Consider the following 24,659-nt stretch of genomic DNA (forward strand, 5'->3'; position numbering starts at 1 on the left):
GTATCACTTCCACTCCCCGCGACGGTGGTGATCTGCTTGCGTCAACAAAGACTCAGCAAATGCGATCGCCTCCTGGGCCGATTTCCCACCAGCTAACTGTGCTAGTTCTTCTCGACGCTTGTTTAAATTATCCAGGCTTGTGACTCGCACAACCGTACGCTGTTCGGGATGTCCGTTGTTTGTTTTGTCACCTGGTTCGAGGGTGATAACTTGCTTATCGACTCGGAAATGTCGGTCTGCCATTGCTGCAACTAAGGGCTGGTGTGTCACACATAATACTTGAGAGCTTTGACCTAACTGATGCAATTTTTCCGCAATAGACTGTGCGACACGTCCAGAAACCCCAACGTCAATTTCATCAAACACCAGTGTCGCATTCTCATCAGCTTGAGAAAAACAAGTTTTGAGCGCCAATAAAAAGCGGCTCATTTCACCGCCGGAAGCAATTTGTGTTAACGGTTGCAGGGGTTCTCCTGGGTTCGGACTAAACAAAAAGGTTATTTTATCTGCTCCCGTTGCGGTTGGGGAAGTTGGTACAATCTCAACTTGAAACTGTACCTTTTCCATTGCCAAAGGTTTGAGTTCCCTGATCAGTTCTGCTTCTAGAACAGCCGCAGTGGTACGCCGCAGCAGAGTTAACTTCTGACAAGCTTCAGTCAACTTTTCCCAACAAATATTTTCTTGTTGTTCCAGACTTTCGATTGATTGGTCGCTATTATTAAGTTCAGCCAACTCTTCTTGGATGCGTTGGTAATAAGCGATCGCCTCAGTCAGAGTCGAACCGTACTTACGACAAATTTGCTTTAATTCCTGAATACGCTCTTCTACTTCCTCTAAGCGCTGCGGATCGGCTTCCAAATTTTCCCCGTAGGTATTAATTTGTCGTCCCACTTCTGCCAAGGTTGCTTGAGCATCTCTGACCATATCCAACAGCGGTTGCAGTTCGGTATCGTATTCTACCATGTCGCTCAATGTCGTTTCACTGTCTCCGAGCAAGTCTGCTGCTGCTGGAGTTTCAGCATCATTTTGGTACAAAGCTTGGTAAACTTTGTAACTCATTTGTTGTAAATCGACGACATGATTGAGGCGTTCTCGCTCTTGCAAAAGCTTTTCTAATTCATCAGCTTCAGTAAGATTTGCAGTTTTGAGTTCCTGTACTTGATATGTTAGCAAGTCGAGTTGTTGGAGGCGATCGCGTTCTGATGTCCGGCGTTTTTCTAGGGCTATATGCGCTTTTTGATACTCACTAAAACCCAAGGCGACAAGTTGTCGCTGCTGGATCTCTGAATCGCCACCGTACATATCCAACCACTCGCGGACTTGAGCAGATTGTCCCACTTGTACAGTTTGCCCTTGAGCGGTGATTTCCACCAAGCGTTCTCTGAGTCCGGACATCAACGCTCGATTAACCAACACTCCATTAACGCGCGATCGACTGCGAATATTACTTGAGGTAGCTGCAATTTCTCGGCTAATAATTATAAAATTATCTTCGATTAAATCTATTTCTTGTTCGCTCAACCAGGCGGCTAATCCTAAGTTAGAGCTAAATGTCGCTTCTACCATTGCCCGAGTTGTACCACTGCGAATCACACGACTGGATACTTTACCACCCAATACTGCATCTATCGCATCTAAAATAATCGACTTTCCCGCGCCGGTTTCCCCTGTCAAAACATTAAGTCCTGTCCCAAATTCCAGTTCTAATTGGTCAATCAGGGCAAAATTTTCTATTCGCAATACAGACAACATTAAGTCAAATTCTCCATGAGGACAGACGCCGGATTCAATTCATTTATGGGAAACTATAAATCAACGGTTAGCAGTTAGGAATATCTCATACCATCGGACGAGTACGACCAATTGAAGTGTACCAAATTTAGTTTAGTTCATGAAGTGTAAATTGTGCTGAGGATATAGTTCTTGAATTGAAAAATAGATTGTAGCGAAGAAGTTCTAGTCTCTAAATTTCTCTTTCTCCACCGTTTCTTAATAGAAATTACAGATTGAGACCAGAAAAAGTTACAATAATTAATAAAATAAATTAAATGCTATGGTAATGCGACATGAATGCTAAGACAACTCCCCCTACTTCCCAATTTACAGAAGACAGTCGCGTAAGCACCTCTAACCCAGGTAATGTGTCCAATGCTGAACGAATACCTGAAAATAGTGCGATCGTCGAAGTTGTTAGCTTACCAACTTTAGACGAAACCCAAGTGGTGGTTACGAGAAAAACTGAGTCGCAAGCAATACGTTACAATCCCCAGGAGATTTCAGCGCATTACCAAAAAAGACCCCTGCAAGTTTTCCGGCGGATTATCACAGTTTTGACATCAACTGTGAGCTTTGCAACGGGGTTGTGGTGGGATAGCAAGCGGGGAGTTGTTGTTAAAAATGACCTAAGGCGAGCAGTTAAGTTGCGAGAATTGTTGACTAAGCTGGGACCCGCTTACATCAAAATTGGACAAGCTTTATCCACTCGACCGGATTTGGTTCCTCCCGTCTATTTGGAAGAACTGACTCGATTGCAAGACAAGTTACCAGCTTTTCCTAACGAAATTGCTTATCGCTTTATTGAAGAAGAGTTGGGATTACCTCCCGAGGAGATTTACGTAGAACTCTCTAGTGAACCAATTGCTGCTGCTTCCTTAGGTCAAGTTTATAAAGCTAAGCTAAAATCTGGTGAACAAGTCGCTGTTAAAGTCCAACGTCCAGACTTGAGAGAAAGTATTACCATTGATTTGTATCTTTTACGCAAACTCGCTGCATGGGCGAAGAAACAATTTAAACGGGTGCGGAGTGACCTTGTTGGTATTCTTGATGAATTAGGCGATCGCATCTTTGAAGAGATGGACTACATTCACGAAGGAGAAAACGCTGAGCGTTTTTACCAGCTTTATGGTCAGATGAAAGATGTCTATGTGCCAAAAATTTACTGGGAATACACCAATCGTCGGGTTTTGACGATGGAGTGGATTAATGGCGTTAAATTAACCGAGACAGAAGAACTTCGCAATTTAGGTATAAATGCTCGTTATTTGATAGAAGTTGGTGTACAGTGTTCGCTACGTCAGCTGCTGGAACATGGATTTTTCCACGCGGATCCTCACCCAGGTAATTTACTCGCGACATTTGACGGGCAATTGGCTTATCTCGACTTTGGGATGATGAGCGAGATTCAGCCACAGCAGCGTTATGGTTTGATTGAGGCGATCGTCCATGTTGTCAACCGCGATTTTGACGGCTTGGCAAAAGACTATGTCAAGTTAGATTTTTTATCCCCAGAGACAGATTTAACACCAATTATTCCAGCTTTTGCCAACGTATTTGCTGATGCTCAAGGAGCCAGTGTTGCTGAGTTAAACATCAAAAGCATCACTGATGACCTCTCAGCTTTGATGTATGAATATCCTTTCCGTGTACCACCATACTACGCTTTGATTATTCGTTCATTGGTAACCTTGGAAGGAATTGCTATCTATATTGATCCTAACTTCAAAGTCCTCAGCGAAGCTTATCCTTATGTTTCTAAACGTCTGTTAACCGATCCAGCGCCAGAATTAAGAGCATCCTTGCAAGATTTGCTGTTTAAAGAAGGTAAATTTCGCTGGAATCGTTTAGAAAATTTATTACGTAATGCTCGTAATAGTCAAGATTATGACTTTAACTTAGTCACAAATCAAGCACTAGATTTTTTGTCTTCTGAACGCGGCGCTTTTATTCGAGACAAACTGGTGGACGAAATTGTTAGAGGAGTCGATGCTTTAAGAAAAAATGTTTTGCACAACTTTACTTACTTACTGCGCGAAAGAGTTGGAATCACAGCAGTCAATGAAACTCCTGGTGCGAGTGTCGAACAAGAACAAACCTTAGAGCATATCAAACGTATTTTGAATATTCTCCAACAAACTCGTGGTTTTGACGCAACACAACTCGTACCTCAAATTACTCAGCTATTGTTCAATCCAGCAGTACAGCGTTTAAGTCAACAATTCGCCAACCAGTTGGCACAAAAAGCTGTAGCAAGGTTGATTCGGCAATTGTTGACATCATCAGAAGTGGATAGCGTTCAAGATAGTCATTTGCCTCAGCCTAAAAGGTTATCTTTACCTGCTAGGTGAAAATTACCATGACTTTAAAATAGAAGGCCGTCACCCTTAAAGTCGCCTATTCCTGTGATAATCTATCTTATCACAGGAAAAATGCAATCATTGCCTGAAAAAACAGTAATAATGAGGCATTAAAGAAGGTAGAAATTTTATTGTTATCACAATAATTATTTGGAGCGCGTACATTTTGGTTCCAATTCTACTCGCATGCGGTGTCTGCCTGGTCGCCACAACCCTTTAGAAGAGTGACTATACTAGACTATATCCGTGCCAAAGCAGCTATCTTGGATAGCTTTTCTTTATCCAGCCCTTCCAGTTCGTTCAGATGGAGCCAGCCTTCCTTGACCAATCCAGCAAAGACAAAGAGCAGAACAGGATATTGGTAGTCGTACTTACCCTCGACTTCATGCCTTCTAGCACTCAAGAAATCGTGTAACCGCCAGAGATCACTCAACTCCACGAGTGTACTTGCTTGTTCTCGAACTTGTTTAAGCAAAGCCTCAACTTCTCGCTTGTAGGCTTGATCAAAGGCAGCTCGAGCTATATTTTTTTCAGTGTCAGTCCATTCAGCTTCACTCACTTGCATAACTCAATCTGAAATTTGTGCGATAGTTAGTTGGTTAGGATTGTTTTGTTTGCTTAGAGTAATTGAGCGCTCTTGGTTAACAGAGCGCTCCCCACAATAGTTAGTGATTTACTCTGCGCGCGAGTCTTCCTATCTCGCCAGATTCATAAGCTCTTTGGGAGAGGCTAACAAGTCAATGGCTACGAAAAAGATCTTGCCTTCAGAATTGATCAAGAACCGCCAAGCCATATTCATGCCCACTGCTGCGCCAAACCAGGGGGTCTGAACCTTGCCTGTAACTTTCACTTGAGTGTAGCCATCGTCTGCAGGTTCAGCGACACCGCGCTCTGGCACCAACTTGAGGTTCTGACACTCTTCTCGGAAGAACCGCAGGATTGCATCTTTGCCAATGATCGGTCTTTGAAAGGGAGGTTGCAAAGCACCGTCCGCCACGAACAGCTTAATTAGTTCATCAAAATCATTTGCATTCAAGTTGTCCATGTAGTTCAACACTGTTGGGTTGTCCAGACCTTCAATGGTGACTTTAGTACGCTGAGACTTTTCTTTAGGCACGACCACGGGTTCAGAAATTCTGGCATAGTCGCCTAGTTTACTTGCATCAAACCCCATGTCCACAACCGAGTTTCGCAGGACGGTGATCTGTTGTCCTTGATCCAGGTTTTTGAGGGTTTCCAATACGGCAGTAGCATTGGCTGAAAGCTTATAGCCAGCCGGAATTGGCGCGACAGTGCCTTGCTCCATCCATTCCGCGAGCTGATTCCAAAAACCTAGCTTAATATTAGGCGACCAAGTAGCATAGGTGCGGCAAATAGGTGTATCTGCGTGGTTTGCCAGATCACACATAACCTGACTTTGCTCGTCAAAGGTCATTTGCTTGATTTGGTTCAGGATTTGTTCGGCAAACTGCATTCTGGCTGCACCGGGAGCTGCAACTGTGACGGTTTTGCCCATCTCCAGGAAAGCGAACCAGGTCCATGCCAGTTGATCTTCGGCACTGAGTTGGTTGAATCGTGCAGTCAAAGCCGGTACTGCATCAGCCGATAATGTACCGGGAAAAATACCACGGGCGGAATCGATAGTAATTGCCATGTTGAGGGGTACCTCGCTAAGTTTGTAACTGACTAAAGATCAAACAATATGTCTCTGGAGATACAGTTTTGCTCTCCAGTCATTAAATTATCACAAAATGTTAATTTTTGTAAAGAATCTTTAATATTAAAATCGAAAACTTAGTTTCGTTGGTAGCTGTAATACTTGAGAAATCGGCGCGGAGAGTGAACAATGCTTTTTTGAACCAAGTGCTTCTCCTTAATATATGATAGGTTTCTTGACAGATTAAGGTAAAGAGGTTTTCATTTACAGTTGATTCCTCTGGGTCCAAAGCAAGCCATGATCGGGTTAGTGCTGCCATAGTTCGGTTAGGGATTGGTGACACAAAGTCAGCGGCAGATGATCTCCTCCACCAGACGCTACTTTGTAAGTCCCAAAGGGACACGCTTGCGCGTATCTCCTGCACAGACGCTGCTTTGTAAGTCCCAAAGGGACACGCTTACGCGTTCGCGTTCGCGCAGCGTGTCGCTTTGCGACTCAGCGTCTCTGAAAGAGATACGCTCGATTCGTGCGCTTGCGCTTACGGGTAAGAAGCAACAACCCGAAACGTGCCGCCCCTGAAAAACAAGCCAGCTTTTGTTTTGTTGTTCGCGTAGCGTGTCCTCCGGACACTCTGTCGGCGAAGCAGGGTACTCGTTCTAGTACGCTCGTGCTTGTTTTTCTACGTGTAAGACCAGGGTCTTACCGGGCGTATCATCCGGCAATTCCATTAGCGCAGGTCATTAATGATGTCAGGACTGTCAAAATCTTTGGTGTTTCGGTTGAGAAAACACGCGACTGTGGGTGAATGCTGCAATCCACATTAGCTTATCAGGCTCTAATTGATGATATATTGACATTGTATTAAATTCTCATACTTAAACATTCCACACTTATAATTTAGGTTCAAAAACTTTCATGACTAAAGCTGTTTATATCCAAGATAGTGACTTTGATAATCTTTTAACCTCTTCGGGACTTGTGGTAGTTGATTACACAGCCTCTTGGTGTGGCCCATGTAAGTTGATTAGTCCTTTCATCGACGAATTAGCAGAAAAATATGAAGGTCGTGCCAAGGTGGTGAAGGTCGATCTCGATCACAACAAAGAAAATGCCAAAAAATATAATATCAAGAGTATTCCTGCCGTGCTGATTTTTAAAGATGGCGAAGAGGTAGAACGTCTGGTTGGCAAGGCTTCCTATGAAACCTTCAGTCAAGCGCTAGAGAAATACCTTTAGGTTAAACGGCTACTCCGGGCGCAAGTCGCCGAATTAACGCAGATATGAGGATGTGCGATACGCTCTGCGTTAAGCCAAAGGTTTAACGCGGGAATTTCTCTTCCTCTGTTTTAACAAAACAGAAATAAAATTTGGATTTCAGAAGTCACCTGGAGCAGGAAAGCCCTCAGGCTTTTTTAAGCATACGGTGATTTGCGTTATTTCACGCAAGTGCCAGAGGTTGTATGTTTTAAAATATACAACCTCTCCCAAACGTTATCGCAGTAGTATTTGTAGCGGTTTTCCACAACGCTTTGTTGATTCAAATTTCAAAGCTTTGATATAGCCAGTCACTCGCTAGCCCCTAAGGGGCAAAGCTGGCCGGGGGGATTTCCCCAGATAATTGAACTACGCCACAATTCGCCAAGTCAAGGTATAATCTGCGCCACCTCGATTAAACTTACCAGTCATTTCTCCTTGCCCGGCTTGGCCGCTGCTAGCGGTGACGCTGCCAATAAGATCATCATTGTTAAAGATACCTGTGTCTTTGTCATACAGTTTAATTTCAGCAGTGCGATCAAAGATGATATTAGAAATATCTCTCAAGTCTTTACCTTCTGCTTCCTTGATGCTATTTACGCCTCCAACCTGCTTACCGTTAATGACAAAGTAAACCTCATCACTGCCAAGTGTATCTTCGGTTTTTTCGCAGTAAAGAGAAATGAGTTCTAAACGCGCCATATGTTTATCCAATAATTTCTGTTCCAACGTAGCATAGTATCCTGGAACCGTGATGCTTGCTCGCCTCAATGCTATTTTAAAAACGTGCGTATGCGCTTTTACCGTAGGATAGCCATATTCTCCGTAACTCGGGAAACCCAGTTTCCGTAAACCGATTTTCCCAGTTTAGGTTTGTGTAGATAAAGACAAAGACAAATAGCGATCGCTTTGGCGATCACTTGCCCCTACCATAATACAGGTTGAGTCGAAGCATTACTGGGATTCGGCTACCAACGAATCGCACTTAACCCCTTTCTCCGTTAACTGAACAGTATTGGGAAGGAGTGGAGTGTTACGAAAGATCGGATATTGGGCATCAACCTGATGAGCTTTTTTGACAATCCTGTTAAATAAGAAGTTAGTCAGCTTTAGTTCCCTAAAAGTCTTTTGTGGATCAGACAGATGGGTTGTTGGCAGCTGTTGCCCCATTTCTTTGAAAACTAGACCAATCGGCACATTGATTTCATCCTGGAGTTTGAGACAACGGATGAACAACGGACTGCTAGCGGCAATCACCGATCCAACACCTCCCCGAACTTGTCCCCATCCGATGTAATACAGTCCCTTGTAGTCGTCGGGAAACGCTCCACCATAACATTTGACGACTGATCCTTCGACGCGCTGAAGTTCCTGAGGTAAGAAGGAATAAGCAACATCATAACCGGTTGCACAAACAATTAAGTCAAATTCCTCACAACTGCCATCGATAAACTCGACTTCCCAACCATTAAGCTGACGCACAGTAGGTTTGGGAATAATACGACCATGTTTGATGTAGTAAGGCACCTCATTGTTTATAGTGGGGTGTTTATCAAAAACTTGATGGTTCGGTTTGGATAGACCATACTCTTCGTGCTTGCCGAACGTCAAACGCATTATCCCGTATGCCGTCAGTCGCTGAAACCATTCTGGCATCCACCATTGCAATAGATCGACGAACGGAATTCCAGCAAATGTCTTAGGGATGAACCATACCGATTCGCGCATACTCAAGACACACTTGGCTCCTACCCGAGCTGCTTCTGCCGCAATGTCACAAGCTGAGTTCCCGCTGCCGATAACCAGAACTCGTTTGCCACGAAGCATTTCGAGTCGTTTGTAATCTTTGGAATGAATAATCTCTCCGTTAAATTCTCCCTTTAATTCGGGAAAACGTTTGCACCAGTGATGCCCGTTGCACACTAACACCCCTTTATAAATTCGTTGTTTGCCATCAGTGAAAGTGACTTCCCAGAGATTGTTTTCAATGGGTCGCACGTAATTAACGCTACGATTGAGTTCGATATGCTGACGTAAATCAAAATGATTGGCAAAAGCATTCAGATAATCCCGCATGTTTTGAGCGCTGGGGAAGTCGGGATAATCATCTGGCATGGGAAAATGAGTAAATTGAGTAATTTTGCGCGATGAGATGATATGTGCGGTTTCGTAAACACCGTGATACCAATTTCCGCCGATGTCATCACTAGCATCGACCTGATCGTAAGGAATACCAGCACCCTTGAGTGCCTCAGCCATACCCAATCCGACAAAACCAGCCCCAATAATCAGATGTTTGTGAGTAGTATCGACCATAGATTTTTTACATGAATTAAGAAAACAAGGAGAGTTTGCGCGTTAAACAATCCAGCAATGATAGGCGACCTTACAGCTATTTTCAGTTAATTGAACGACAGATTTTCGCAGAAGCTGTTGTATGCCCATACTCATCAACAATCATGTTTCAACCTTAGTTTAGTGAGGAGTGGAAAACCCAAAAGTCTTAGAGTGATTGAGATAGGACGAAATGGACGAAATCCCTCTAAGGCGGGCGTCAGGTGTTACGGATAGTCAGATTTACTCAATAGATGCAAAATAGAGTTATGATAAAATACGGTTACTTTATCGATCTATAGATTTTTAGATTGTAAAAGCTATAGAAAAACTTGAGTTTCTATCAGCTTCAGTAAAATTGCTGATACTTTGAGGGATTAGGCAGATGACATTATCCACAACTTTGAATTCTACATTAAGTCAGATCCACATCAGGATTCCTCAGCACTACCATCGTCAACCAATTGTCTCGCGATTGATTTCTCGTTACGATTTAATCATCAATATTACATGTGCTTTTTTAGAAGCTCATGCAAAAGATGACGGTTGGTTTAACCTAGAAATTCAAGGAGTTTCAAGAGCAGTAGAAGCAGGTCTTGCCTATCTTCAAGAACTAAATATAGAGATTGTGCAGTTAGATATCAAAAGCATTGCCCAAGAAAATCAGGAAAAGAGCAAGATTTTATGTAACAATCACAATTTCAGTGACATCATTGACGATAATGACAAAAAAGCTGATTCCAATGTCGTAGAAGGACAAACTACTCGTGCTAAATTTCAAGTTTGTATTCCTCAAAACTATCAGTCTTACCCAGTTATTGCAGGGCTTGTTTATTGTTATGGATTAACTGTTAACATTTCCGGAGCAGTATTAGATACCAACCCAGAAAATGACGGTTGGTTTGATTTAGAGGTTTGGGGTAGGCGTCAGCAGATTGTGTTGGGCTTAAGATATTTAAAAGAATTAGGCTTACAAATTTGGTTGTAATTCTTGACATTATTTAAACCGCGTATCATGATTTTTCACAACCTATTGGAGAGATAAAACGATGGCTCATGCTTGCTGTGGTCCCGGCTACGCTTCTCCTGAAGCAGCAACAAAAGCAGAACGTGAAAAGGTACTATATACAGTTGCACTCTACACAGGTTCAAGTATTGTTGAACCAGATTATCTTGCAACCCTAGACGTTGATCCCAACTCTCCCACATACGCCCAAGTGATTCACCGCCTGCCAATGCCTTATGTTGGCGATGAACTCCACCATTTTGGCTGGAATGCTTGTAGTTCTTGTCACGGCGATGCTAGTAAATCTCGGCGTTTTATGGTGATTCCTGGTCAACGTTCCAGTAGAATTCACATTGTAGATACAGCGGATATCAAAGCCCCGAAACTTCACAAAGTTATTGAACCGGAGGAAATCAAGGAAAAAACCAATTTGACAGCCCCTCATACCGTACATTGTCTAGCTGATGGTCATGTGATGATTTCCATGTTGGGTGATAGCGAAGGGAATGGTCCAGGTGGCTTTTTGTTGCTGGATGAAAATTTTGACATTGCTGGACGTTGGGAACGTAAAGCCGATGGTATGCGTTTCAACTACGACTTTTGGTATCAGCCGCGTCACAATATCATGGTGAGTAGTGAGTGGGCTGCACCCAAAACCTACTATCCTGGGTTTGACCTCAACGATGTAGCCGCTGGAAATTATGGTCACCAACTGCATTTTTGGGATTGGTCGAAACACGAAATTATCCAAAGTTTTGACTTAGATCAAGAAGGACTCATCCCCTTAGAAGTGCGCTTTCACCATAACCCTGATAGCACTCACGGGTTTGTTGGTGCTGCACTCAGCAGTAATGTTTGGCATTGGCACAAGTCTAACGGTCATTGGCAAGTTGAGAAAGTGATTGATGTACCATCCGTAGAAGTGGAAGGCTGGCCCATTCCTGTACCATCATTGATTACCGATATCCTGATTTCGATGGACGATCGCTACGTCTATTTCTCCAACTGGCTGCACGGAGATATCCGCCAATATGATATCACTGACCCCTCCCATCCTAAACTCACAGGTCAAGTTTGGGTCGGTGGCTTATTGGGCAAAACTGCCGAAATTCAAAGTCATAAACTGACTGGTGGACCGCAGATGCTACAACTGAGTCTTGATGGCAAACGGCTTTATGTGACTAATTCTCTGTTTAGCACTTGGGACAATCAGTTTTACCCTGACATAGCCAAGGCTGGTTCATATTTGTTGCAGATAGACTGCGATACTGAAAACGGAGGTCTCAAAATTAACGAGAATTTCTTCGTTGACTTTGGCAAAGAACCCGCAGGTCCATCTCGTGCTCATGAGATGCGATATCCTGGTGGCGATTCTACCTCTGATATTTGGATATAAAAAAGCATATGGCAGGCATCTTGCCTGCCGCAGAAAATATGTATAAAGTTGAACTTGTTAATCGCGACAACCAAGTTGTCCAAGTTGCAGAAAATCAGTACATATTAGATGCTGTGGAAGAAGCAGGTTTGCGCTTACCTGTGGGTTGTCGGTACGGTGCTTGTATCACTTGTGCGGCGCGTTTGATTGAAGGTCAGGTGGATCACTCTAGAACAGTTGTCCTCAAACCCGCACAGTCAGATCAAGGCTATGTGCTACTTTGCGTTGCCTATCCTCGCTCAGATTGCAAATTTGAAGTGGGTGTAGAGTGCCAGAACAAACTTTACATCAATCCTTTTAAAGGTGGTCGTTAGAGAAGCAGGGAACGCTTAACGCTTAACAGGCTTGATGGTCTGGTGGTATCCGTATTTTCTCATTAGTTCATGTCCTAATCTACCTGGCAACTGCTATACTACTCCCTTCCCGCCAAAAGAATACCGATTAAATGAACCACGTTAGCGTTTGCGCAGCGCCCCCTTAGGGGCTAGCGTGTCCGTAGGACATAGACGCGTTCGCGTTCGCGTAGCGTGTCCCCTTGGGACTCAGCGTGCGCCTTAGCGCATAGGACACGTTAGCGCAGCGTGCGCCCTTGGCGCATAGCAAGAAAGGAAGAAGATTAGGTAATCTTGAACCGGGAAGGGAGTAATACCAATTTGAAAAAAGAATGCGACAGATACACACTCCCAAACCCAAGTTTCGTCTCGGCTTTCTTCCGGATTGAATTTTGAATTTTGAGAGAAGTTTGAGCGCAGGAAACCTCCGCTCAAATCTATGCCCTAAGTCCTTACGGACACGCTGCGCGTTCACGTTCGCGTAGCGTGTCCCCTTGGGACTCAGTGTGCGCTTTGCGCTTACGGGCACGCTAGTCCCTAAGAGGGACGCTGCGCAAACGCTATCGGTGATTTTAAATTGGTATTACCTCGGTCTTCCTAACGTAGTCATGTATAACACGACTTCATCCGCAGGAATACCAAGTACTTCATTCACTTTGTCATCAAAGAAACCACCAATACCACTAACACCCAAACCAAGGCGAATAGCAGCTAGATTTAGCCTTTGTCCCAAATGACCAGCATCCATGTGCAGATAACGGTAAACGCGATCGCCATACTGAGCGACTGCTGATTTTAAATCAGCTGTATGAAAAACGACTGCTGCTGCATCCCGTCCTAACTCTTGTCCCAAACAAAGGAAGTGTAACTCTTTTCTGAAGTTTTTAAAACGAATTTGTCGCAATTGTTGTGCTTTGGGCGCATAATAGTAACACCCTGCCTCAACACCTTCTACCCCAGAAACAGCAATAAATGTTTCTATTAAATTTAGGTCAAAGTAATCAGTCGAATGATCAAAACCTTGGTCAACATAATGTTGAGGTTGGTAAGAAAAATCGAGTAAAGCTTTTAGTTCATCAAATGTTAAATCATCACCACTGTAAGCACGGGTAGAACGCCGTTTGAGAATGGTCACTTCTAATCCATCGAGTTTTTCTCCCCATTGGATAGGTTGGCTAACTGTAGAGATTTTTTCACAGAAAGGGAAGTTATATTTATCCTCTAAAGATTTTTCTTGTTTGACTTCAGGTGAAGTGAGTTTACCGGTTGTTCCTGGTGGAATTTGCGTGCAGTCATGAAAATATTTCAGGAGTTTACCATCGGGAATATCAGGATAGTTCGTTTCTGTCGCAGAGGGTAAAGCTGTTGGTCCTGTGAGTATGTTTTGCTTGATATCCAGCAAGTCTGCTAGGGGGATCACGGCGATCGCACCTTCCTGTTGAGAATCGATGTAGAGCAATTCATTCACCGCTTCATCTACAAAGCCACCAATCAGGTGAGGGCGATATTGAGTCATAGCGCCAGCTAACTCGATATTACCTAACAAGTGTCCTGTATCCAAAAAAATTCTTCGGTAAGCTCTATCTTCATATCGCCAAGCTGAACGATAGAAAACTGCAGTAATAATAATTCCTAACTGCGTCTTTTGCAAAGTCGGATGCCATAAACAAGCTTCTTGCAGCTTTTGCCAAGCATCACTTTCCCAACAAGCGATCAAAGAGTGAGTTCGACACTGGTAATTGTACACTCCCGGCGGCAACAACGCAGTGCCACGAGAAACAACATACATCTCCGCAGGATACAAACCACCCGCACTGGGTGCAGCCCTCAAATATACCGTATTTCCCATAGAAGGCATTTTTGCTGTCAATCCGTAGCTGCAAAACAGCAGCCGCGACAACCTATGCCACCATTGTGCATCAGGCTTGTCAACAAAAGCTTCTGCTTTCTCTTGGATGTAGGGCCTGAGGTCAAAAGTAGAGCCAATTTTGTACTCTTTGAACGGCACTGGTTGCTTAGACCAGTTTAAGCCCTTACTCTTTGAGGCGATAGTCTGCGGGTCGTACTTAGTTCGTTCGTGGTAGTGCTGAGCGATTGATTGACGTAGTTCTGGCATAAGAGCTTAAATATGCTTCTGCTACATATCTTTGCATTCTATCGGATCATCATTTAGTCTTAATTAGTACAAATAATGAGCAAACAGAAGGTTATTAAAGAATAAACGAGTAAGGAGACGAGCAGTAGAGGTTGTTTAATTTTTGATTAAAAATGTAAGATTCCAAATTTTAATATTCAAAATTTTTAATTTTTTCTTTACAAATCTTCTGGAAGGTATGGAGAAGTCAAAAAGAAGAATTTTTGAGTCAGAACGCCAGTTGCCTGCTTTGGGGGCAGTGCTGAACGCGAGTGCTTCTTTTTGCAAACTCTGACACCCCTAATCCAATCTATCAGAATGACCAGATTCTGGTATTGATACTGAACGTTGTGCATTATTCCGTCGCCAACGAGTCAAACCATAGCTAGCAGCAGCCAAAATCAACAAATAGGGACTATAAACAGCTAACCAAATACCCATCTTCACCAAACCAAAAGTAAATTCTGCCAAAGAGTGAGTGGAATTATTCCAGGCTGACTGCATTTGTGAACCAAAAGTACGCTGTGGGGCGTTACCAGATACTGCTGCTTCTATGTTCAATGTGATGGTAGAGTAAGCAACTTGATTTTGTAAGTTTTTCAACTGAGCGTCAATTTGCTCTATTGACTGTCGCACGTTGCTTAGTTCTTTAGCAACACTCAGCACATCCCTAACTGAACCAGCGCGATCCATAATTTTCTGTAAGTTGCTTTCTGTTATCCGCAAATTGCTTAATCTCGCTTGAATATCTACAATTTGATCACCTACATCAACAGCCGTGATGTTGCGGCTTTGGACAGATCCTAGTTTTGTCAGTTTCTCTAAAGTCGGTTCCAGTAGGTTTTGAGGAATTCGCAACTGTATTGTTGCTGTATGACGAGCAGATTCATTTTTGGGCTGTTGTTCTTCTAGCTTGATTAAGTCCCCTTGCTGTTGACTGATAATTTGAGAGACAGCATCGATACTCTTATCCACAGAATCAACAATCAGAGTTATAAGTGCCTTTTTAATGAGTTGTTGAGGGGAACGGGTAAGTTGTGCAGCTTGAGCCGTTGTAGATGTCGTTTCACTTACCTCAGTTAGTGCTGATCGTGCTGCTGTATCAGCCAATTGGTTGTTTATTTGAGCTTTAGGTAACGCTTGGTTTGTAGACTCAGCACTAGGAACAGAAGCACAGCTTGTTAGAATAACCCCTCCCGCCACTACACTTAGAACAAGAGTTGGTTTACGTATCGAAAATATTACTTGACTCAAGCCACTCATAATCTACCCACAGATGGATGAACTTATTCCAAGTATGGCTGAACCAAAAACCTATTTTTTGCATTGTTGCAGTTTGTGTAACCATAATTTTCTTCTACCTCTCGTGCCAGAGGTAAAAATACAGAGTTTTTCTTAGCCTCTTAATGCGAAGTTATCATCCAATTCATAACGCAGAAACGAAAGCGAGAAACATGGAAACAAAACAGCTAGGCAAAACAAGTATCTCTGTAAGTGCAATTGGTTTAGGGGCTATGCCAATGTCAATAAGCAGTCGTCCCCCAGAGTCACAGTCAATTGATGTTATCCATCGTGCCCTGGATTTGGGTATCACGTTCATTGACACAGCCGACTCCTACTGCAAAGATGAAAGCGACAAGCACCACAGTGAGCGATTGATTCACCAAGCTTTAGAATCCTACAAAGGCGATGTGAGTCATGTTGTTGTCGCAACCAAAGGCGGCTTAATGCGCCCAAATGGAAATTGGACACCCAACGGTAACCCACAGCATTTACGCGAAACCATCCGCATCAGCTTTGAGGCTTTGGGCGGTAAAAAACCGATTGATTTGTGGCAATATCACTCACCAGATAAAAGTTATACCATAGAGGAATCCCTCGCACCAGCCAAAGAAGCTGTGGATGCGGGAATGATTCGGTTCGTGGGAGTTTCCAACTTTTCTGTAGAACAAATAAAACGGGCACGGGATGTGGTTGATATTGTCTCCGTGCAAAATCAATACAACCCTTGGCAACGTCAGCCAGAATTTGATGGCGTATTGGAGTATTGTCAGCATGAGAGTTTGACATTTCTACCTTGGAGTCCTTATGGCGGTAGGCGTCGCCATGATGGCTTGGAAGATATTGGGGCGATCGCCAAACTTGCCAAAGAAAAAGGCGTATCAGTCTATAATATTGTCCTGGCTTGGTTGCGTGCTAAATCGCCTGCGATATTGCCTATTCCTGGCGCAAGCAAAACTTCCAGCATTGAAGACACAGTACATGCTGTTGATGTGAAATTATCAGATGACGAAGTGCAAAGAATAGATCGCGAAATCTAAAAACATTTCCTTGCTTTGCTTAGTCATAGTAACCCAATACAAAATATTTTCAGGAGAAAATCTGAGTATCTTACCTGAATCTAAAATACAAAGTTGTATCATATCAGCTATATAAAATAAGCTGATATTTTTTTGTTCAATTTTACAAATATTGTTATGTTTTATGATTCCCAAAATCTAATATAATCTGCTTGACAACGTTTTACCTCAAGAAAAAATCTTTAATAAAAACTATTGTATTACTCAATTGATATTAACTCGTGTGCTGTATTATACGTAAAAAAACACTTTTAAAAACTGCATGAGTTCGCTATACATGCTTGGCTCAAGACGGAAGAATATTTTACTTGTGAAAAATTTAACCAAAATCTAATTAAAAAACTATGTTCCCTTTTAAAGCAACGAGAGGCAACATTAATTTCCTTAATTTCCTTAAATACTTTGACAAAATTTTCGCTCGTCCGACATCAAAAATGTGGGGTTGGGTAATTGCTTTTTTTAGTATCAGTACTTTTGACGGCTGGTTAATAAAACAATCTTCTGTTGTTTCTGTGCCTACAGTCATTTATTTTGCTATTTTTCCCTTAGCTTCTATTATTTCTAGGCGTCTTTCCAAGACTACTTGGAGATTAATACTTTTTGTAGTTTTTTCACGTTCTATTTTAGCTATTAGTTTATGTATTTTACATTTGCCAAAGGTTTCAGAGTTTACAATAATTATGTATTGTATAAATATTTTATTATTCGCTTTTCTATTGATTGATGTAATAAGTACCCGTGGAATTGTAGCTCCAGCTTTAACAGTTATTTTGATAATCTTGCTGTGGATGATAATCGGTTGGCAAGTGATTATCCGTTTAGTTTTGTATTGCAATTTAGTAGTGATTTTCAACAAAGCCGCCACAAGGTTAAACAAATATTTAAAGAGTTTCAATGCTGCTATGGCTGTTTTGACTGGAACCGCAGCCTTTGGATTAGCACTAGGATGGATGCTGGCTAGCTTATGAATTAGGAGTTTTGGTCAAGTTTTGCGGTAAGATTATAAACTTGCAATCAATCAGGACGCTTGCTGACTGGAGAAGCTATTATGGCCCGGATGTACTATGACGAAGACGGAAATTTAGACCTTTTGGCACAAAAAACCATAGCCATAATTGGTTATGGTTCCCAAGGTCACGCCCACGCCCTTAATCTTAAAGATAGTGGTTTGAACGTGATTGTCGGACTATATCCGGGTAGTAAGTCAGCGGCGAAAGCTGAAGCTGCTGGGTTAACCGTGAAAAATGTTGCCGATGCTGTTAAGGCTGCTGACTTCATTATGATTTTGTTGCCAGATGAAGTGCAAAAAACGGTTTATAAAAACGACATTGAACCCAATCTGGAAGAAGGAAATGTTTTGTTATTTGCCCACGGCTTTAATATTCATTTTGGTCAAGTTGTCCCACCTGAGAACGTAGATGTGGTGATGGTTGCGCCAAAAGGACCAGGACATTTAGTACGCCGGACTTATGAACAAGGGGAGGGTGTACCCTGTTTGTTTGCGGTGTTTCAGGATGCGAGTGGTCAGGCACGCGATCGCGCAATGGCATATGCTAAAGGTATCGGTGGAACCCGCGCTGGTATTCTCGAAACAACTTTCCGCGAGGAAACCGAAACCGATTTGTTTGGTGAACAAGCAGTTCTGTGCGGTGGTTTAAGTGCTTTAATTAAAGCTGGTTTTGAAACTTTGGTGGAAGCCGGTTATCAACCAGAGTTAGCTTATTTTGAATGTCTCCACGAAGTCAAATTGATTGTTGACTTGGTTGTGGAAGGCGGTTTAGCTAAAATGCGCGACAGTATTTCCAATACCGCTGAATATGGCGATTATACTCGCGGGCCTCGGATTGTGAATGAACAAACCAAGGCAGAAATGCGCAAAATTCTGCAAGAAATTCAATCTGGTCAATTTGCACGGGAATTTGTTTTAGAAAACCAATCTGGTAAACCTGGATTTACTGCAATGCGTCGTCAAGAGGCTGAACATCGTGTTGAAGAAGTGGGTAAAGATTTACGCGCTATGTTTAGTTGGTTGAAAAAGTAATTAACCGTAGATGGACGAGGCAGTGCGTTGGGCGGCTGCGCCGACTTGTAGACGCCGAAGGCGGCTTCCCGCTTTCTTAGCACCTGCCGTGCGGATGAACGCAGATAAGAAGTAGATAATTTTTTGTTTTAGACTTGTTTTAGACTTGTTCCCAGGTTCTGCCTGGGAACGTCTTTTTGTACTATTTTTCACGCTTGCACCTATACCCTCTATTTTTCTTAACTAAGCAGTATTGGTACCGTGAGTGCTTTTTTAGATAATACTGAGGATATATCTTTGTTCTTTAATTTGATCCTGCATCTATGGAAAATCAGGATGAACCTACATGTCTACTCCTGCAAGAACTGCGTCAAATTTTAGACGGTAGTCCAGAAGACATACAACTTTACCAGTTAATCTCAGAGTTTTGCCAACAAAAAGCTGGTAGCTTTCAAAGGCGAAAAGCCTTTATCCCTCTACTAAAGCGACTTCAACAGCTACGAGGACTCGCCAAACCTCGGCGTGGCTATGAACATGAAAGATATCCTGATGTCCTCCATGACATTTTAATTCAGGTGCGCGATCGCCTCTGCACCGAATTTAACCCTGTACTACCAACACTCACAGGTAGTTTAACGCTATGGATTAACAAAAAATTAGGTTTGCAATACAAGGTTATAGAATTATTTTCTCCTCAAACAAAACGGGAGATATCAATAGATAATCTTATCAACACTGAACAAGGTGGCGAAACTTTTAACGAAATTGTCAGCGATCGCGCTATCGATGGAACTATTCGCCTGAGTGGAATACTTCGCGTCATTGAAGAAGAAAATCGCGAAAAAAGCCACGAACTTGACCGTAAACTCAGAGATTATCTTGAACAAGATCCACAAGGAAAGTTACAAAACTGTCATCCAGATTGCATAGATTTTTGCAATTGTCAAGAATTAATTAAGAGGCGTTTTTTAAAAGATCCTCCAGATAAGTGGCATGAAATTGCCAAGGATTTGAACATCCCTTCTGGAACTGTGACTAGTCATTGGCACAGAAGATGCAAACCTCTCATACGAGAAATTACTAAAAACCTTGGATATCTAAGGGAAGAAGAACCATGAACAATACACAAACCTTTTCAATCAGCGTTCCACTGCCAAGCATTGCCTATGAATATGCGAAGCAATTTGAGGTTGAACAAGCTACCTCCCAGAAAGGGAAACAAGTTTATCTGAATACTCTAGCTGTGTACGCTGTACATAGTTTCCTGCAACTGATGGATATAGCTACGGATATTAGCCAAGGCAATAGTTGGCATCCTGTGAGCAGACGTTTTCATGATGTTGCTGATTTAGTTTTACCAGAGTTCGGCTCTTTAGAGTGCCGCCCCGTTTTAACTGATGACAAAATTATTTTTTTACCAAAAGAGGTAACCGAAGACCGCATAGGCGTAGTTGCAGTTTTATTTGAGGAAAATCTAGACCAAGTGCATATATTGGGGTTTACTCCAGCCAATGCAGCAGGACTGTTACCACAAGAAATAGAAGTTTCTCAACTCCAACCACTAGAGAACCTTTTAGACGAGTTGGAAAAAGTAGCTGCGCTGAAATCAAGCTTTGCTAACACTTCTTCTCAAGTTAGTGATAATACACATTTTTTACAAATTCAAGCAACAGATATTACACAAAATCTGGCGATTGTAAATTTGAGCCAATGGCTGCAAAATCTCGTAGATGCAAGCTGGCAGACAGTAGAAGAAGTTTTTGGAAGAGAAAAAGCTTATCTGATTTTTGCGACAAGAAGCGCTCAACTTTCTCAAAGAATTGTGCGGGCACAACAGATTTCATTAGGAACTTTAGCAACAGATGAAGAGTTAGCCTTAGTTATAGCTGTCGTGTCAAAAGTTGCTCAGGAAAGAGAAATTATTCTGCAAGTACATCCTACTAGAACTAACATCTTGCCACCAGGTTTGCAAAGCATTGTGCTTGATACAAATGGTAACATTCTGTTGCAAATTGAAGCTAAAAATGCTGATAACAAGATTCAATTAAAGATTGGTGGTCGGCCAGGAGAACAGTTCAAGTTAAAAATTGTGTTGGGTGAGGCTAGTTTCACAAAGGATTTCGTTATTTAATTCTCACTAAAAGAAGCGGCAATGAGCAAGTTAGTTGTCCTTAATATAGTAGATGGTGATTTTGAAAATGGGTTTCCAGTTTTTCTGGAAATTGCCACAGAAGGTCAATACGGCTTTGCAGAAGCGAATGGCAAACTGCCTCCCGCTCCAGAGTTGCTTAAACAGTATAAAAATTGGCAACTACCTTACAATAGTCTAGTATCCAACTTAAGATCTTCTCGCATCCACGTTGCCGGATCTACGACTTCCATCCCACAAATCAAAACAGCCAGTCGAAACCTAAAATCCAGTTTGAATGACTGGCTCAATTCCCCACAAATGCAGTCTATATCAAGAACTTTATACCAAAACCTGAATGATAAATCGGAGGAAATCCGGGTCATAATTAAAACTCAAAACTCAGATTTACAGCGGCTGCCTTGGCATTTGTGGGATGATTTTTTTCAGCACTATCTTAGATCTGAGGTGGCTTTAAGTCTGCCAGTGCGAAGGCAAAAAAAAATAATTTCTAGAGAAAAACCAATAATTTTAGCAGTTTTTGGCAAGCGAGAAGGAGTTGGAAATATCACTGAAATTAAACTTAATACAGACTTGGAGTTGCTAAAACAACATTTATCCACAGATACCGATTTTACTCCTTTAATAGAACCAGAATTAGAGGATTTATACGAGGAAATTGAGAGGCGACCCCCAAATTTATTCTTTTTCGCTGGTCATAGTTCAAGTGAAGAAAATGGGACAAGGGGGCTAATCGAACTCAATCCGGATGAGACAATTACTATTGGTGATTTAAAACCAGCTTTGAGAGAAGCTGTTGAAGAGGGTTTGCAGCTAGCGATTTTCAACTCTTGTGATGGGTTGGGAATCGCCAGAGAATTAGCTGATTTACATATTCCGCAAATCATTGTGATGCGGGAACCAGTGCCAGATGTGGTAGCACAGAAGTTTTTGCAACGTTTTCTCGAAGCGTTTGTTGGCGAAAGATCTGTTAATCTAGCAGTCAGGCGAGCTAGGGAAAGAATACATCATCTGGAGGTAAAGTATCCAGGTGTGACTTGGTTGCCAACAGTTTTTCAAAACCCCGCCGAACCATCACTAACTGGAAACGAATTTCGTCGAATTGCCACTGGGGTAGAACCTACTCAGGCAAATCCAACAACTGAAGCGTCACAACCTGAAAATCAAAGTCAGATATCATGGATGCCAAGTGTAATCATCCAAAAGACGGGTTCCTCTGGAAGCATCGCCAATCCGCCTCCCAGCCAACAGCCAGCTGCAAACCAAGGTTTTTCGCGTATCTGTAGTCAAGGGCATGAAAATTCAATCGGCAACCGTTTTTGCATCCACTGTGGTGAAGCTTTAGAAGCACCGTCTACAGACATAACTAATTTCGCCCTGCCTTCGCAAATACCTTCGTCAACTGAGGGAATCAATCAAAGTCATGCTGCGATCGCTTCCGTAGATTTGGGAAGTATTTTGAAAGGACGCTACAGAATCATCAAACTTTTAGGACAGGGAGGATTTGGTCGAAGTTATCTAGCTGAAGATATAGACCGACTCAGTACTTTATGTGTTGTCAAGCAACTCCAACTTAGTTTTAGGGAACTAGATCATCATTACCATATTGCCAGACGCTTATTTCATACAGAGGCAGAGGTCTTAGAAATATTGGGAAGAGATGACCGAATTCCTCAATTATTGGCTTACTTTGAAGAAAACCAAGAATTTTATTTAATTCAGGAATTTATTGAGGGTGAGGATCTCAGGCGAGAAATTATTTTAGGCAAACAGATGAGTGAATCCTATGTGATTTTCCTTTTGCGAGACGTACTGGAAATACTAGAGTTTGTTCATAAACGGGGTGTGATTCATCGTGATATTAAACCCTCAAACTTAATCAGACGCAAACATGACAGCAAGTTAGTTCTGATTGACTTTGGTGCAGTTAAACAAATTAGCAATGAGACATTCAATTCTCAAGAGCAATCTGTTCCCATCGGCACACCAGGCTATTTTCCACCAGAACAAATGGTTGGCAAACCACAATTTAGCAGTGATATTTATGCACTGGGAATTTTATGCATCCAAGCTCTTACAGGAGTGCATCCTAACAAACTATCACTTGACCCCAACACAGGCGAGATTAGCTGGTACAGTCAAGCAAACGTCAGTCCTCAGTTAGCTAGAATTTTATATAAAATGGTACGCTATGACTTCAGGCAAAGATATCAATCTGCCACAGAGGTTTTACAAGATTTACAACGTTCGACGACTCGAATTCCAGTTCCTACTTCTATTGTTATGCAAGCTCCTCCTAGTCCAACAAAAACTATATATCGTAGCAGAATTTGGATGTTAGTCGCAGCATTTATCGCGGTTATACTTCTCACCGGACTTACATTTATAATCTTTGCACCAAAATCATCTACTCCCAATCAACAATTACCAACATCAGAACAAGAAAAAAAATAAATTTGCTCTTTGAGGAGTTGAGCAAAGATTTACGCACTATATTCAGTTGGATGAAGAAGGATTAACTGCAGATGCACAACGAAGGACTCTGTTTTAGACTTATTCCCAGGTTGAGCCTGGGAATGTCTTTTTAAGCCAAAGCTCTTCACAATATGGTAAATGCTGCAAAAATTATTTTTTGTGAAATCTATTTGTTGAAAAATAATAAATGATTTTTTAGATTGCTCTGCGGGAAAATTGATAGTACAAGAAAATAGCAATCATCGCGCCTAACACTGCAACGAACAAACCAGGAATACTCAAGGTTGCAGTAGTTAGTGTGAATGTTCCAGTTTGCAGTACGTTAACCAATGTTCCACCAACGAAAGCACCAACAATACCTAGAACTATTGTCGATAATATTCCGCCACCTTGATAACCAGGATAGATTGCTTTTGCAATAGCGCCAGCTAGAATACCTAAAACGACCCAAGCAATAAGATTCATTATTTTGTCTCCTTTGGTGTCTTTTCTTTATGCATTCTATTTAAACTTATCCAATACTTTTTATTCATCTTTCATAAGAAACAGTTGGAACTTATCTTCAGTTAGAAAAGAAAAGTGATGCAAGTCACATATTAGTATGACTTAATTAATTGTCATCAATCTAAAGTAAGAATTTTGTTGGGTGATACCACATTATGCACGAGTTAATAGTTCCAAGTTATGCCCATTGGAGTCTAGGAAATAGAAGCCACGACCTCCTTTTATGCTTTTTTTATTTCGGCTGTTTGTGGGGGCTGTTTGTGGGGCTTCAGTTGAGTTTATGGTTATGGCTGTTTTTGGAGCAGGTGTGGCTGGGATTGTAGTTGTAATTGTTGTAATTATGGCTTTAGGTTTGGTTCTGACTGAGTTTATGGTTGAAAAGGATTTATTTACCAAACACCATCCAAATCTTAAAACGTCTATCACAATAGCATTCTGAACTCCTCACGAGTTATCTGGCAATCACGTAGTATTTGTGCCAGCAAACCACGACCAATTGTTTCACCAGAATGCACAGGAACTACCGTCCGACGCCCGTCGCTATGTATCAGAATATGGTGACTTCCACGGACTCTAGCAATTTCAAAACCCACAATACCCACGAGCCGCAATAACTTCGCGTCCCGTTACACTTGGTAGTTGAGTCATACTTCAACCGAAACTCGCTGAATACCTACAAAATCTAGCGAATTCTGCTGTTCCTCCTCAAATTCTAAACAGAGTTTGATGCCTCTCGGATGCGGTCTGTCAACTCATCTAAAGATTTAGCTTGCGTATGACACCCAGGAAGCGCAGGGACGGAAGCAACAAAGTAGCCATCCGCATCCCGCTCAATAATGACATTAAATTCTCGCCTCATAAGGAAC

At 42.1% G+C, this 24,659-nt stretch carries 24 protein-coding genes; 12 read left to right on the forward strand and 12 right to left on the reverse strand.

What is annotated here, in order from left to right:
• Positions 1 to 3: 3 nt before the first annotated feature.
• A complete protein-coding gene (gene recN / locus DP114_RS25445; protein WP_171977444.1) occupies positions 4 to 1,752 on the reverse strand; it encodes a DNA repair protein RecN in 1,749 nt (582 codons plus the stop codon).
• Between the two features lie 314 nt (positions 1,753 to 2,066).
• Here recN and DP114_RS25450 point away from each other — a divergent pair, with 314 nt between their 5' ends.
• Entirely contained in the window at positions 2,067 to 4,124 is a 2,058-nt protein-coding gene (locus tag DP114_RS25450) for an ABC1 kinase family protein (protein WP_169267957.1), read from the forward strand.
• Between the two features lie 247 nt (positions 4,125 to 4,371).
• Here the strand turns inward: DP114_RS25450 and DP114_RS25455 are convergent, their stop codons facing one another.
• Together DP114_RS25455 and DP114_RS25460 are read right to left on the reverse strand one after the other, a co-directional pair.
• The gene (locus DP114_RS25455) at positions 4,372 to 4,698 is read right to left on the reverse strand and encodes a hypothetical protein (RefSeq protein WP_169267956.1); all 327 of its coding nucleotides are present in this window, start codon (positions 4,696 to 4,698) and stop codon (positions 4,372 to 4,374) included.
• Between the two features lie 129 nt (positions 4,699 to 4,827).
• Positions 4,828 to 5,787 carry an orange carotenoid-binding protein gene (locus DP114_RS25460; RefSeq protein WP_169267955.1) on the reverse strand — a complete coding sequence of 320 codons (960 nt, stop codon included), beginning with the start codon at positions 5,785 to 5,787 and terminating at the stop codon, positions 4,828 to 4,830.
• A 918-nt stretch (positions 5,788 to 6,705) separates the two neighbouring features.
• On the opposite strand from DP114_RS25460, the gene trxA reads away from it, so the two are divergent.
• Complete coding sequence (gene trxA, locus DP114_RS25465; protein WP_169268785.1) at positions 6,706 to 7,026, forward strand: thioredoxin; 321 nt, start codon at positions 6,706 to 6,708, stop codon at positions 7,024 to 7,026.
• A 387-nt stretch (positions 7,027 to 7,413) separates the two neighbouring features.
• Here the strand turns inward: trxA and DP114_RS25470 are convergent, their stop codons facing one another.
• Both DP114_RS25470 and DP114_RS25475 read right to left on the reverse strand, forming a co-directional pair.
• Positions 7,414 to 7,746, reverse strand: coding sequence for a hypothetical protein (locus DP114_RS25470; protein WP_169268786.1), 333 nt, complete (start codon positions 7,744 to 7,746; stop codon positions 7,414 to 7,416).
• A 252-nt stretch (positions 7,747 to 7,998) separates the two neighbouring features.
• On the reverse strand, positions 7,999 to 9,360 hold the full coding sequence (locus DP114_RS25475; protein ID WP_171977445.1) for a flavin-containing monooxygenase: 1,362 nt from the start codon (positions 9,358 to 9,360) through the stop codon (positions 7,999 to 8,001).
• Between the two features lie 403 nt (positions 9,361 to 9,763).
• Between DP114_RS25475 and DP114_RS25480 the strand changes: the two genes are divergently transcribed.
• The 3 genes from DP114_RS25480 to DP114_RS25490 all read left to right on the forward strand — a co-directional run bounded on the left by DP114_RS25480 (position 9,764) and on the right by DP114_RS25490 (position 12,133).
• Positions 9,764 to 10,366: an NIL domain-containing protein gene (locus tag DP114_RS25480; protein ID WP_169268788.1), complete on the forward strand. Its 603-nt coding sequence runs from the start codon at positions 9,764 to 9,766 to the stop codon at positions 10,364 to 10,366.
• 61 nt (positions 10,367 to 10,427) lie between these two features.
• The gene (locus tag DP114_RS25485) at positions 10,428 to 11,780 is read left to right on the forward strand and encodes a selenium-binding family protein (RefSeq protein ID WP_169268789.1); all 1,353 of its coding nucleotides are present in this window, start codon (positions 10,428 to 10,430) and stop codon (positions 11,778 to 11,780) included.
• Positions 11,781 to 11,818: 38 nt separating this feature from the next.
• Entirely contained in the window at positions 11,819 to 12,133 is a 315-nt protein-coding gene (locus DP114_RS25490; RefSeq protein WP_169268790.1) for a 2Fe-2S iron-sulfur cluster-binding protein, read from the forward strand.
• Between the two features lie 601 nt (positions 12,134 to 12,734).
• Here DP114_RS25490 and DP114_RS25495 read toward each other — a convergent pair.
• The 3 genes from DP114_RS25495 to DP114_RS35840 all read right to left on the reverse strand — a co-directional run bounded on the left by DP114_RS25495 (position 12,735) and on the right by DP114_RS35840 (position 15,633).
• A complete protein-coding gene (locus DP114_RS25495; RefSeq protein WP_171977446.1) occupies positions 12,735 to 14,267 on the reverse strand; it encodes a SagB/ThcOx family dehydrogenase in 1,533 nt (510 codons plus the stop codon).
• Between the two features lie 318 nt (positions 14,268 to 14,585).
• A complete protein-coding gene (locus DP114_RS25500; protein WP_171977447.1) occupies positions 14,586 to 15,548 on the reverse strand; it encodes a DUF4349 domain-containing protein in 963 nt (320 codons plus the stop codon).
• On the reverse strand, positions 15,511 to 15,633 hold the full coding sequence (locus DP114_RS35840) for a hypothetical protein (protein WP_256379412.1): 123 nt from the start codon (positions 15,631 to 15,633) through the stop codon (positions 15,511 to 15,513). Before DP114_RS35840 ends, DP114_RS25500 begins: the two co-directional genes overlap by 38 nt.
• Before the next feature lie 106 nt (positions 15,634 to 15,739).
• Here DP114_RS35840 and DP114_RS25505 point away from each other — a divergent pair, with 106 nt between their 5' ends.
• The 3 genes from DP114_RS25505 (at position 15,740) to ilvC (ending at position 18,686) form a co-directional block, all read left to right on the forward strand.
• Positions 15,740 to 16,606, forward strand: coding sequence for an aldo/keto reductase (locus DP114_RS25505; RefSeq protein WP_171977448.1), 867 nt, complete (start codon positions 15,740 to 15,742; stop codon positions 16,604 to 16,606).
• 383 nt (positions 16,607 to 16,989) lie between these two features.
• Positions 16,990 to 17,613 carry a hypothetical protein gene (locus tag DP114_RS25510; RefSeq protein WP_171977449.1) on the forward strand — a complete coding sequence of 208 codons (624 nt, stop codon included), beginning with the start codon at positions 16,990 to 16,992 and terminating at the stop codon, positions 17,611 to 17,613.
• A gap of 80 nt (positions 17,614 to 17,693) precedes the next feature.
• Positions 17,694 to 18,686, forward strand: a complete 993-nt coding sequence (ilvC, locus tag DP114_RS25515) for a ketol-acid reductoisomerase (RefSeq protein ID WP_169267002.1) — start codon at positions 17,694 to 17,696, stop codon at positions 18,684 to 18,686.
• Here the strand turns inward: ilvC and DP114_RS25520 are convergent, their stop codons facing one another.
• Positions 18,687 to 18,878 (reverse strand): hypothetical protein, encoded by a 192-nt coding sequence (locus DP114_RS25520; protein ID WP_169267001.1) that lies wholly within the window; start codon positions 18,876 to 18,878, stop codon positions 18,687 to 18,689.
• 110 nt (positions 18,879 to 18,988) lie between these two features.
• Between DP114_RS25520 and DP114_RS25525 the strand changes: the two genes are divergently transcribed.
• From DP114_RS25525 to DP114_RS25535, 3 genes are read left to right on the forward strand one after another with little or no spacing between them, the layout of a single operon-like run.
• On the forward strand, positions 18,989 to 19,783 hold the full coding sequence (locus DP114_RS25525; protein ID WP_169267000.1) for a hypothetical protein: 795 nt from the start codon (positions 18,989 to 18,991) through the stop codon (positions 19,781 to 19,783).
• The gene (locus tag DP114_RS25530) at positions 19,780 to 20,796 is read left to right on the forward strand and encodes a DUF1822 family protein (RefSeq protein WP_171977450.1); all 1,017 of its coding nucleotides are present in this window, start codon (positions 19,780 to 19,782) and stop codon (positions 20,794 to 20,796) included. Before DP114_RS25525 ends, DP114_RS25530 begins: the two co-directional genes overlap by 4 nt.
• Positions 20,797 to 20,817: 21 nt before the next feature.
• The gene (locus tag DP114_RS25535) at positions 20,818 to 23,268 is read left to right on the forward strand and encodes a protein kinase domain-containing protein (RefSeq protein ID WP_171977451.1); all 2,451 of its coding nucleotides are present in this window, start codon (positions 20,818 to 20,820) and stop codon (positions 23,266 to 23,268) included.
• A gap of 216 nt (positions 23,269 to 23,484) precedes the next feature.
• Here the strand turns inward: DP114_RS25535 and DP114_RS25540 are convergent, their stop codons facing one another.
• Positions 23,485 to 23,754: a GlsB/YeaQ/YmgE family stress response membrane protein gene (locus DP114_RS25540; RefSeq protein WP_169266997.1), complete on the reverse strand. Its 270-nt coding sequence runs from the start codon at positions 23,752 to 23,754 to the stop codon at positions 23,485 to 23,487.
• Positions 23,755 to 24,016: 262 nt separating this feature from the next.
• Between DP114_RS25540 and DP114_RS25545 the strand changes: the two genes are divergently transcribed.
• Positions 24,017 to 24,232, forward strand: a complete 216-nt coding sequence (locus tag DP114_RS25545; RefSeq protein WP_169266996.1) for a hypothetical protein — start codon at positions 24,017 to 24,019, stop codon at positions 24,230 to 24,232.
• Here DP114_RS25545 and DP114_RS25550 read toward each other — a convergent pair.
• Complete coding sequence (locus DP114_RS25550; RefSeq protein ID WP_318284524.1) at positions 24,216 to 24,395, reverse strand: type II toxin-antitoxin system HicA family toxin; 180 nt, start codon at positions 24,393 to 24,395, stop codon at positions 24,216 to 24,218. The genes DP114_RS25545 and DP114_RS25550 overlap by 17 nt on opposite strands.
• A gap of 110 nt (positions 24,396 to 24,505) precedes the next feature.
• Complete coding sequence (locus DP114_RS25555) at positions 24,506 to 24,652, reverse strand: type II toxin-antitoxin system HicB family antitoxin (protein WP_246162764.1); 147 nt, start codon at positions 24,650 to 24,652, stop codon at positions 24,506 to 24,508.
• Between the last annotated feature and the right edge of the window lie 7 nt (positions 24,653 to 24,659).

Origin of the sequence: Brasilonema sennae CENA114 (assembly GCF_006968745.1) — a bacterium.
GTDB lineage: Bacteria > Cyanobacteriota > Cyanobacteriia > Cyanobacteriales > Nostocaceae > Brasilonema > Brasilonema sennae.

Bases quoted from the DNA above. Each gene is read 5' to 3' on its own strand.
- DP114_RS25490 (WP_169268790.1), top strand. From the start codon at position 11,819: ATGTATAAAGTTGAACTTGTTAATCGCGACAACCAAGTTGTCCAAGTT.
- DP114_RS25545 (WP_169266996.1), top strand. From the start codon at position 24,017: ATGCTTTTTTTATTTCGGCTGTTTGTGGGGGCTGTTTGTGGGGCTTCA.
- DP114_RS25510 (WP_171977449.1), top strand. From the start codon at position 16,990: ATGTTCCCTTTTAAAGCAACGAGAGGCAACATTAATTTCCTTAATTTC.
- DP114_RS25485 (WP_169268789.1), top strand. From the start codon at position 10,428: ATGGCTCATGCTTGCTGTGGTCCCGGCTACGCTTCTCCTGAAGCAGCA.
- DP114_RS25525 (WP_169267000.1), top strand. From the start codon at position 18,989: ATGGAAAATCAGGATGAACCTACATGTCTACTCCTGCAAGAACTGCGT.
- DP114_RS25470 (WP_169268786.1), bottom strand. From the start codon at position 7,746: ATGGCGCGTTTAGAACTCATTTCTCTTTACTGCGAAAAAACCGAAGAT.
- DP114_RS25480 (WP_169268788.1), top strand. From the start codon at position 9,764: ATGACATTATCCACAACTTTGAATTCTACATTAAGTCAGATCCACATC.
- DP114_RS25505 (WP_171977448.1), top strand. From the start codon at position 15,740: ATGGAAACAAAACAGCTAGGCAAAACAAGTATCTCTGTAAGTGCAATT.
- DP114_RS25455 (WP_169267956.1), bottom strand. From the start codon at position 4,698: ATGCAAGTGAGTGAAGCTGAATGGACTGACACTGAAAAAAATATAGCT.
- DP114_RS25450 (WP_169267957.1), top strand. From the start codon at position 2,067: ATGAATGCTAAGACAACTCCCCCTACTTCCCAATTTACAGAAGACAGT.
- DP114_RS25555 (WP_246162764.1), bottom strand. From the start codon at position 24,652: ATGAGGCGAGAATTTAATGTCATTATTGAGCGGGATGCGGATGGCTAC.
- DP114_RS25460 (WP_169267955.1), bottom strand. From the start codon at position 5,787: ATGGCAATTACTATCGATTCCGCCCGTGGTATTTTTCCCGGTACATTA.
- DP114_RS25475 (WP_171977445.1), bottom strand. From the start codon at position 9,360: ATGGTCGATACTACTCACAAACATCTGATTATTGGGGCTGGTTTTGTC.
- DP114_RS25500 (WP_171977447.1), bottom strand. From the start codon at position 15,548: ATGAGTGGCTTGAGTCAAGTAATATTTTCGATACGTAAACCAACTCTT.
- ilvC (WP_169267002.1), top strand. From the start codon at position 17,694: ATGGCCCGGATGTACTATGACGAAGACGGAAATTTAGACCTTTTGGCA.
- DP114_RS35840 (WP_256379412.1), bottom strand. From the start codon at position 15,633: ATGGTTACACAAACTGCAACAATGCAAAAAATAGGTTTTTGGTTCAGC.
- DP114_RS25540 (WP_169266997.1), bottom strand. From the start codon at position 23,754: ATGAATCTTATTGCTTGGGTCGTTTTAGGTATTCTAGCTGGCGCTATT.
- DP114_RS25495 (WP_171977446.1), bottom strand. From the start codon at position 14,267: ATGCCAGAACTACGTCAATCAATCGCTCAGCACTACCACGAACGAACT.
- DP114_RS25535 (WP_171977451.1), top strand. From the start codon at position 20,818: ATGAGCAAGTTAGTTGTCCTTAATATAGTAGATGGTGATTTTGAAAAT.
- DP114_RS25530 (WP_171977450.1), top strand. From the start codon at position 19,780: ATGAACAATACACAAACCTTTTCAATCAGCGTTCCACTGCCAAGCATT.
- trxA (WP_169268785.1), top strand. From the start codon at position 6,706: ATGACTAAAGCTGTTTATATCCAAGATAGTGACTTTGATAATCTTTTA.
- recN (WP_171977444.1), bottom strand. From the start codon at position 1,752: ATGTTGTCTGTATTGCGAATAGAAAATTTTGCCCTGATTGACCAATTA.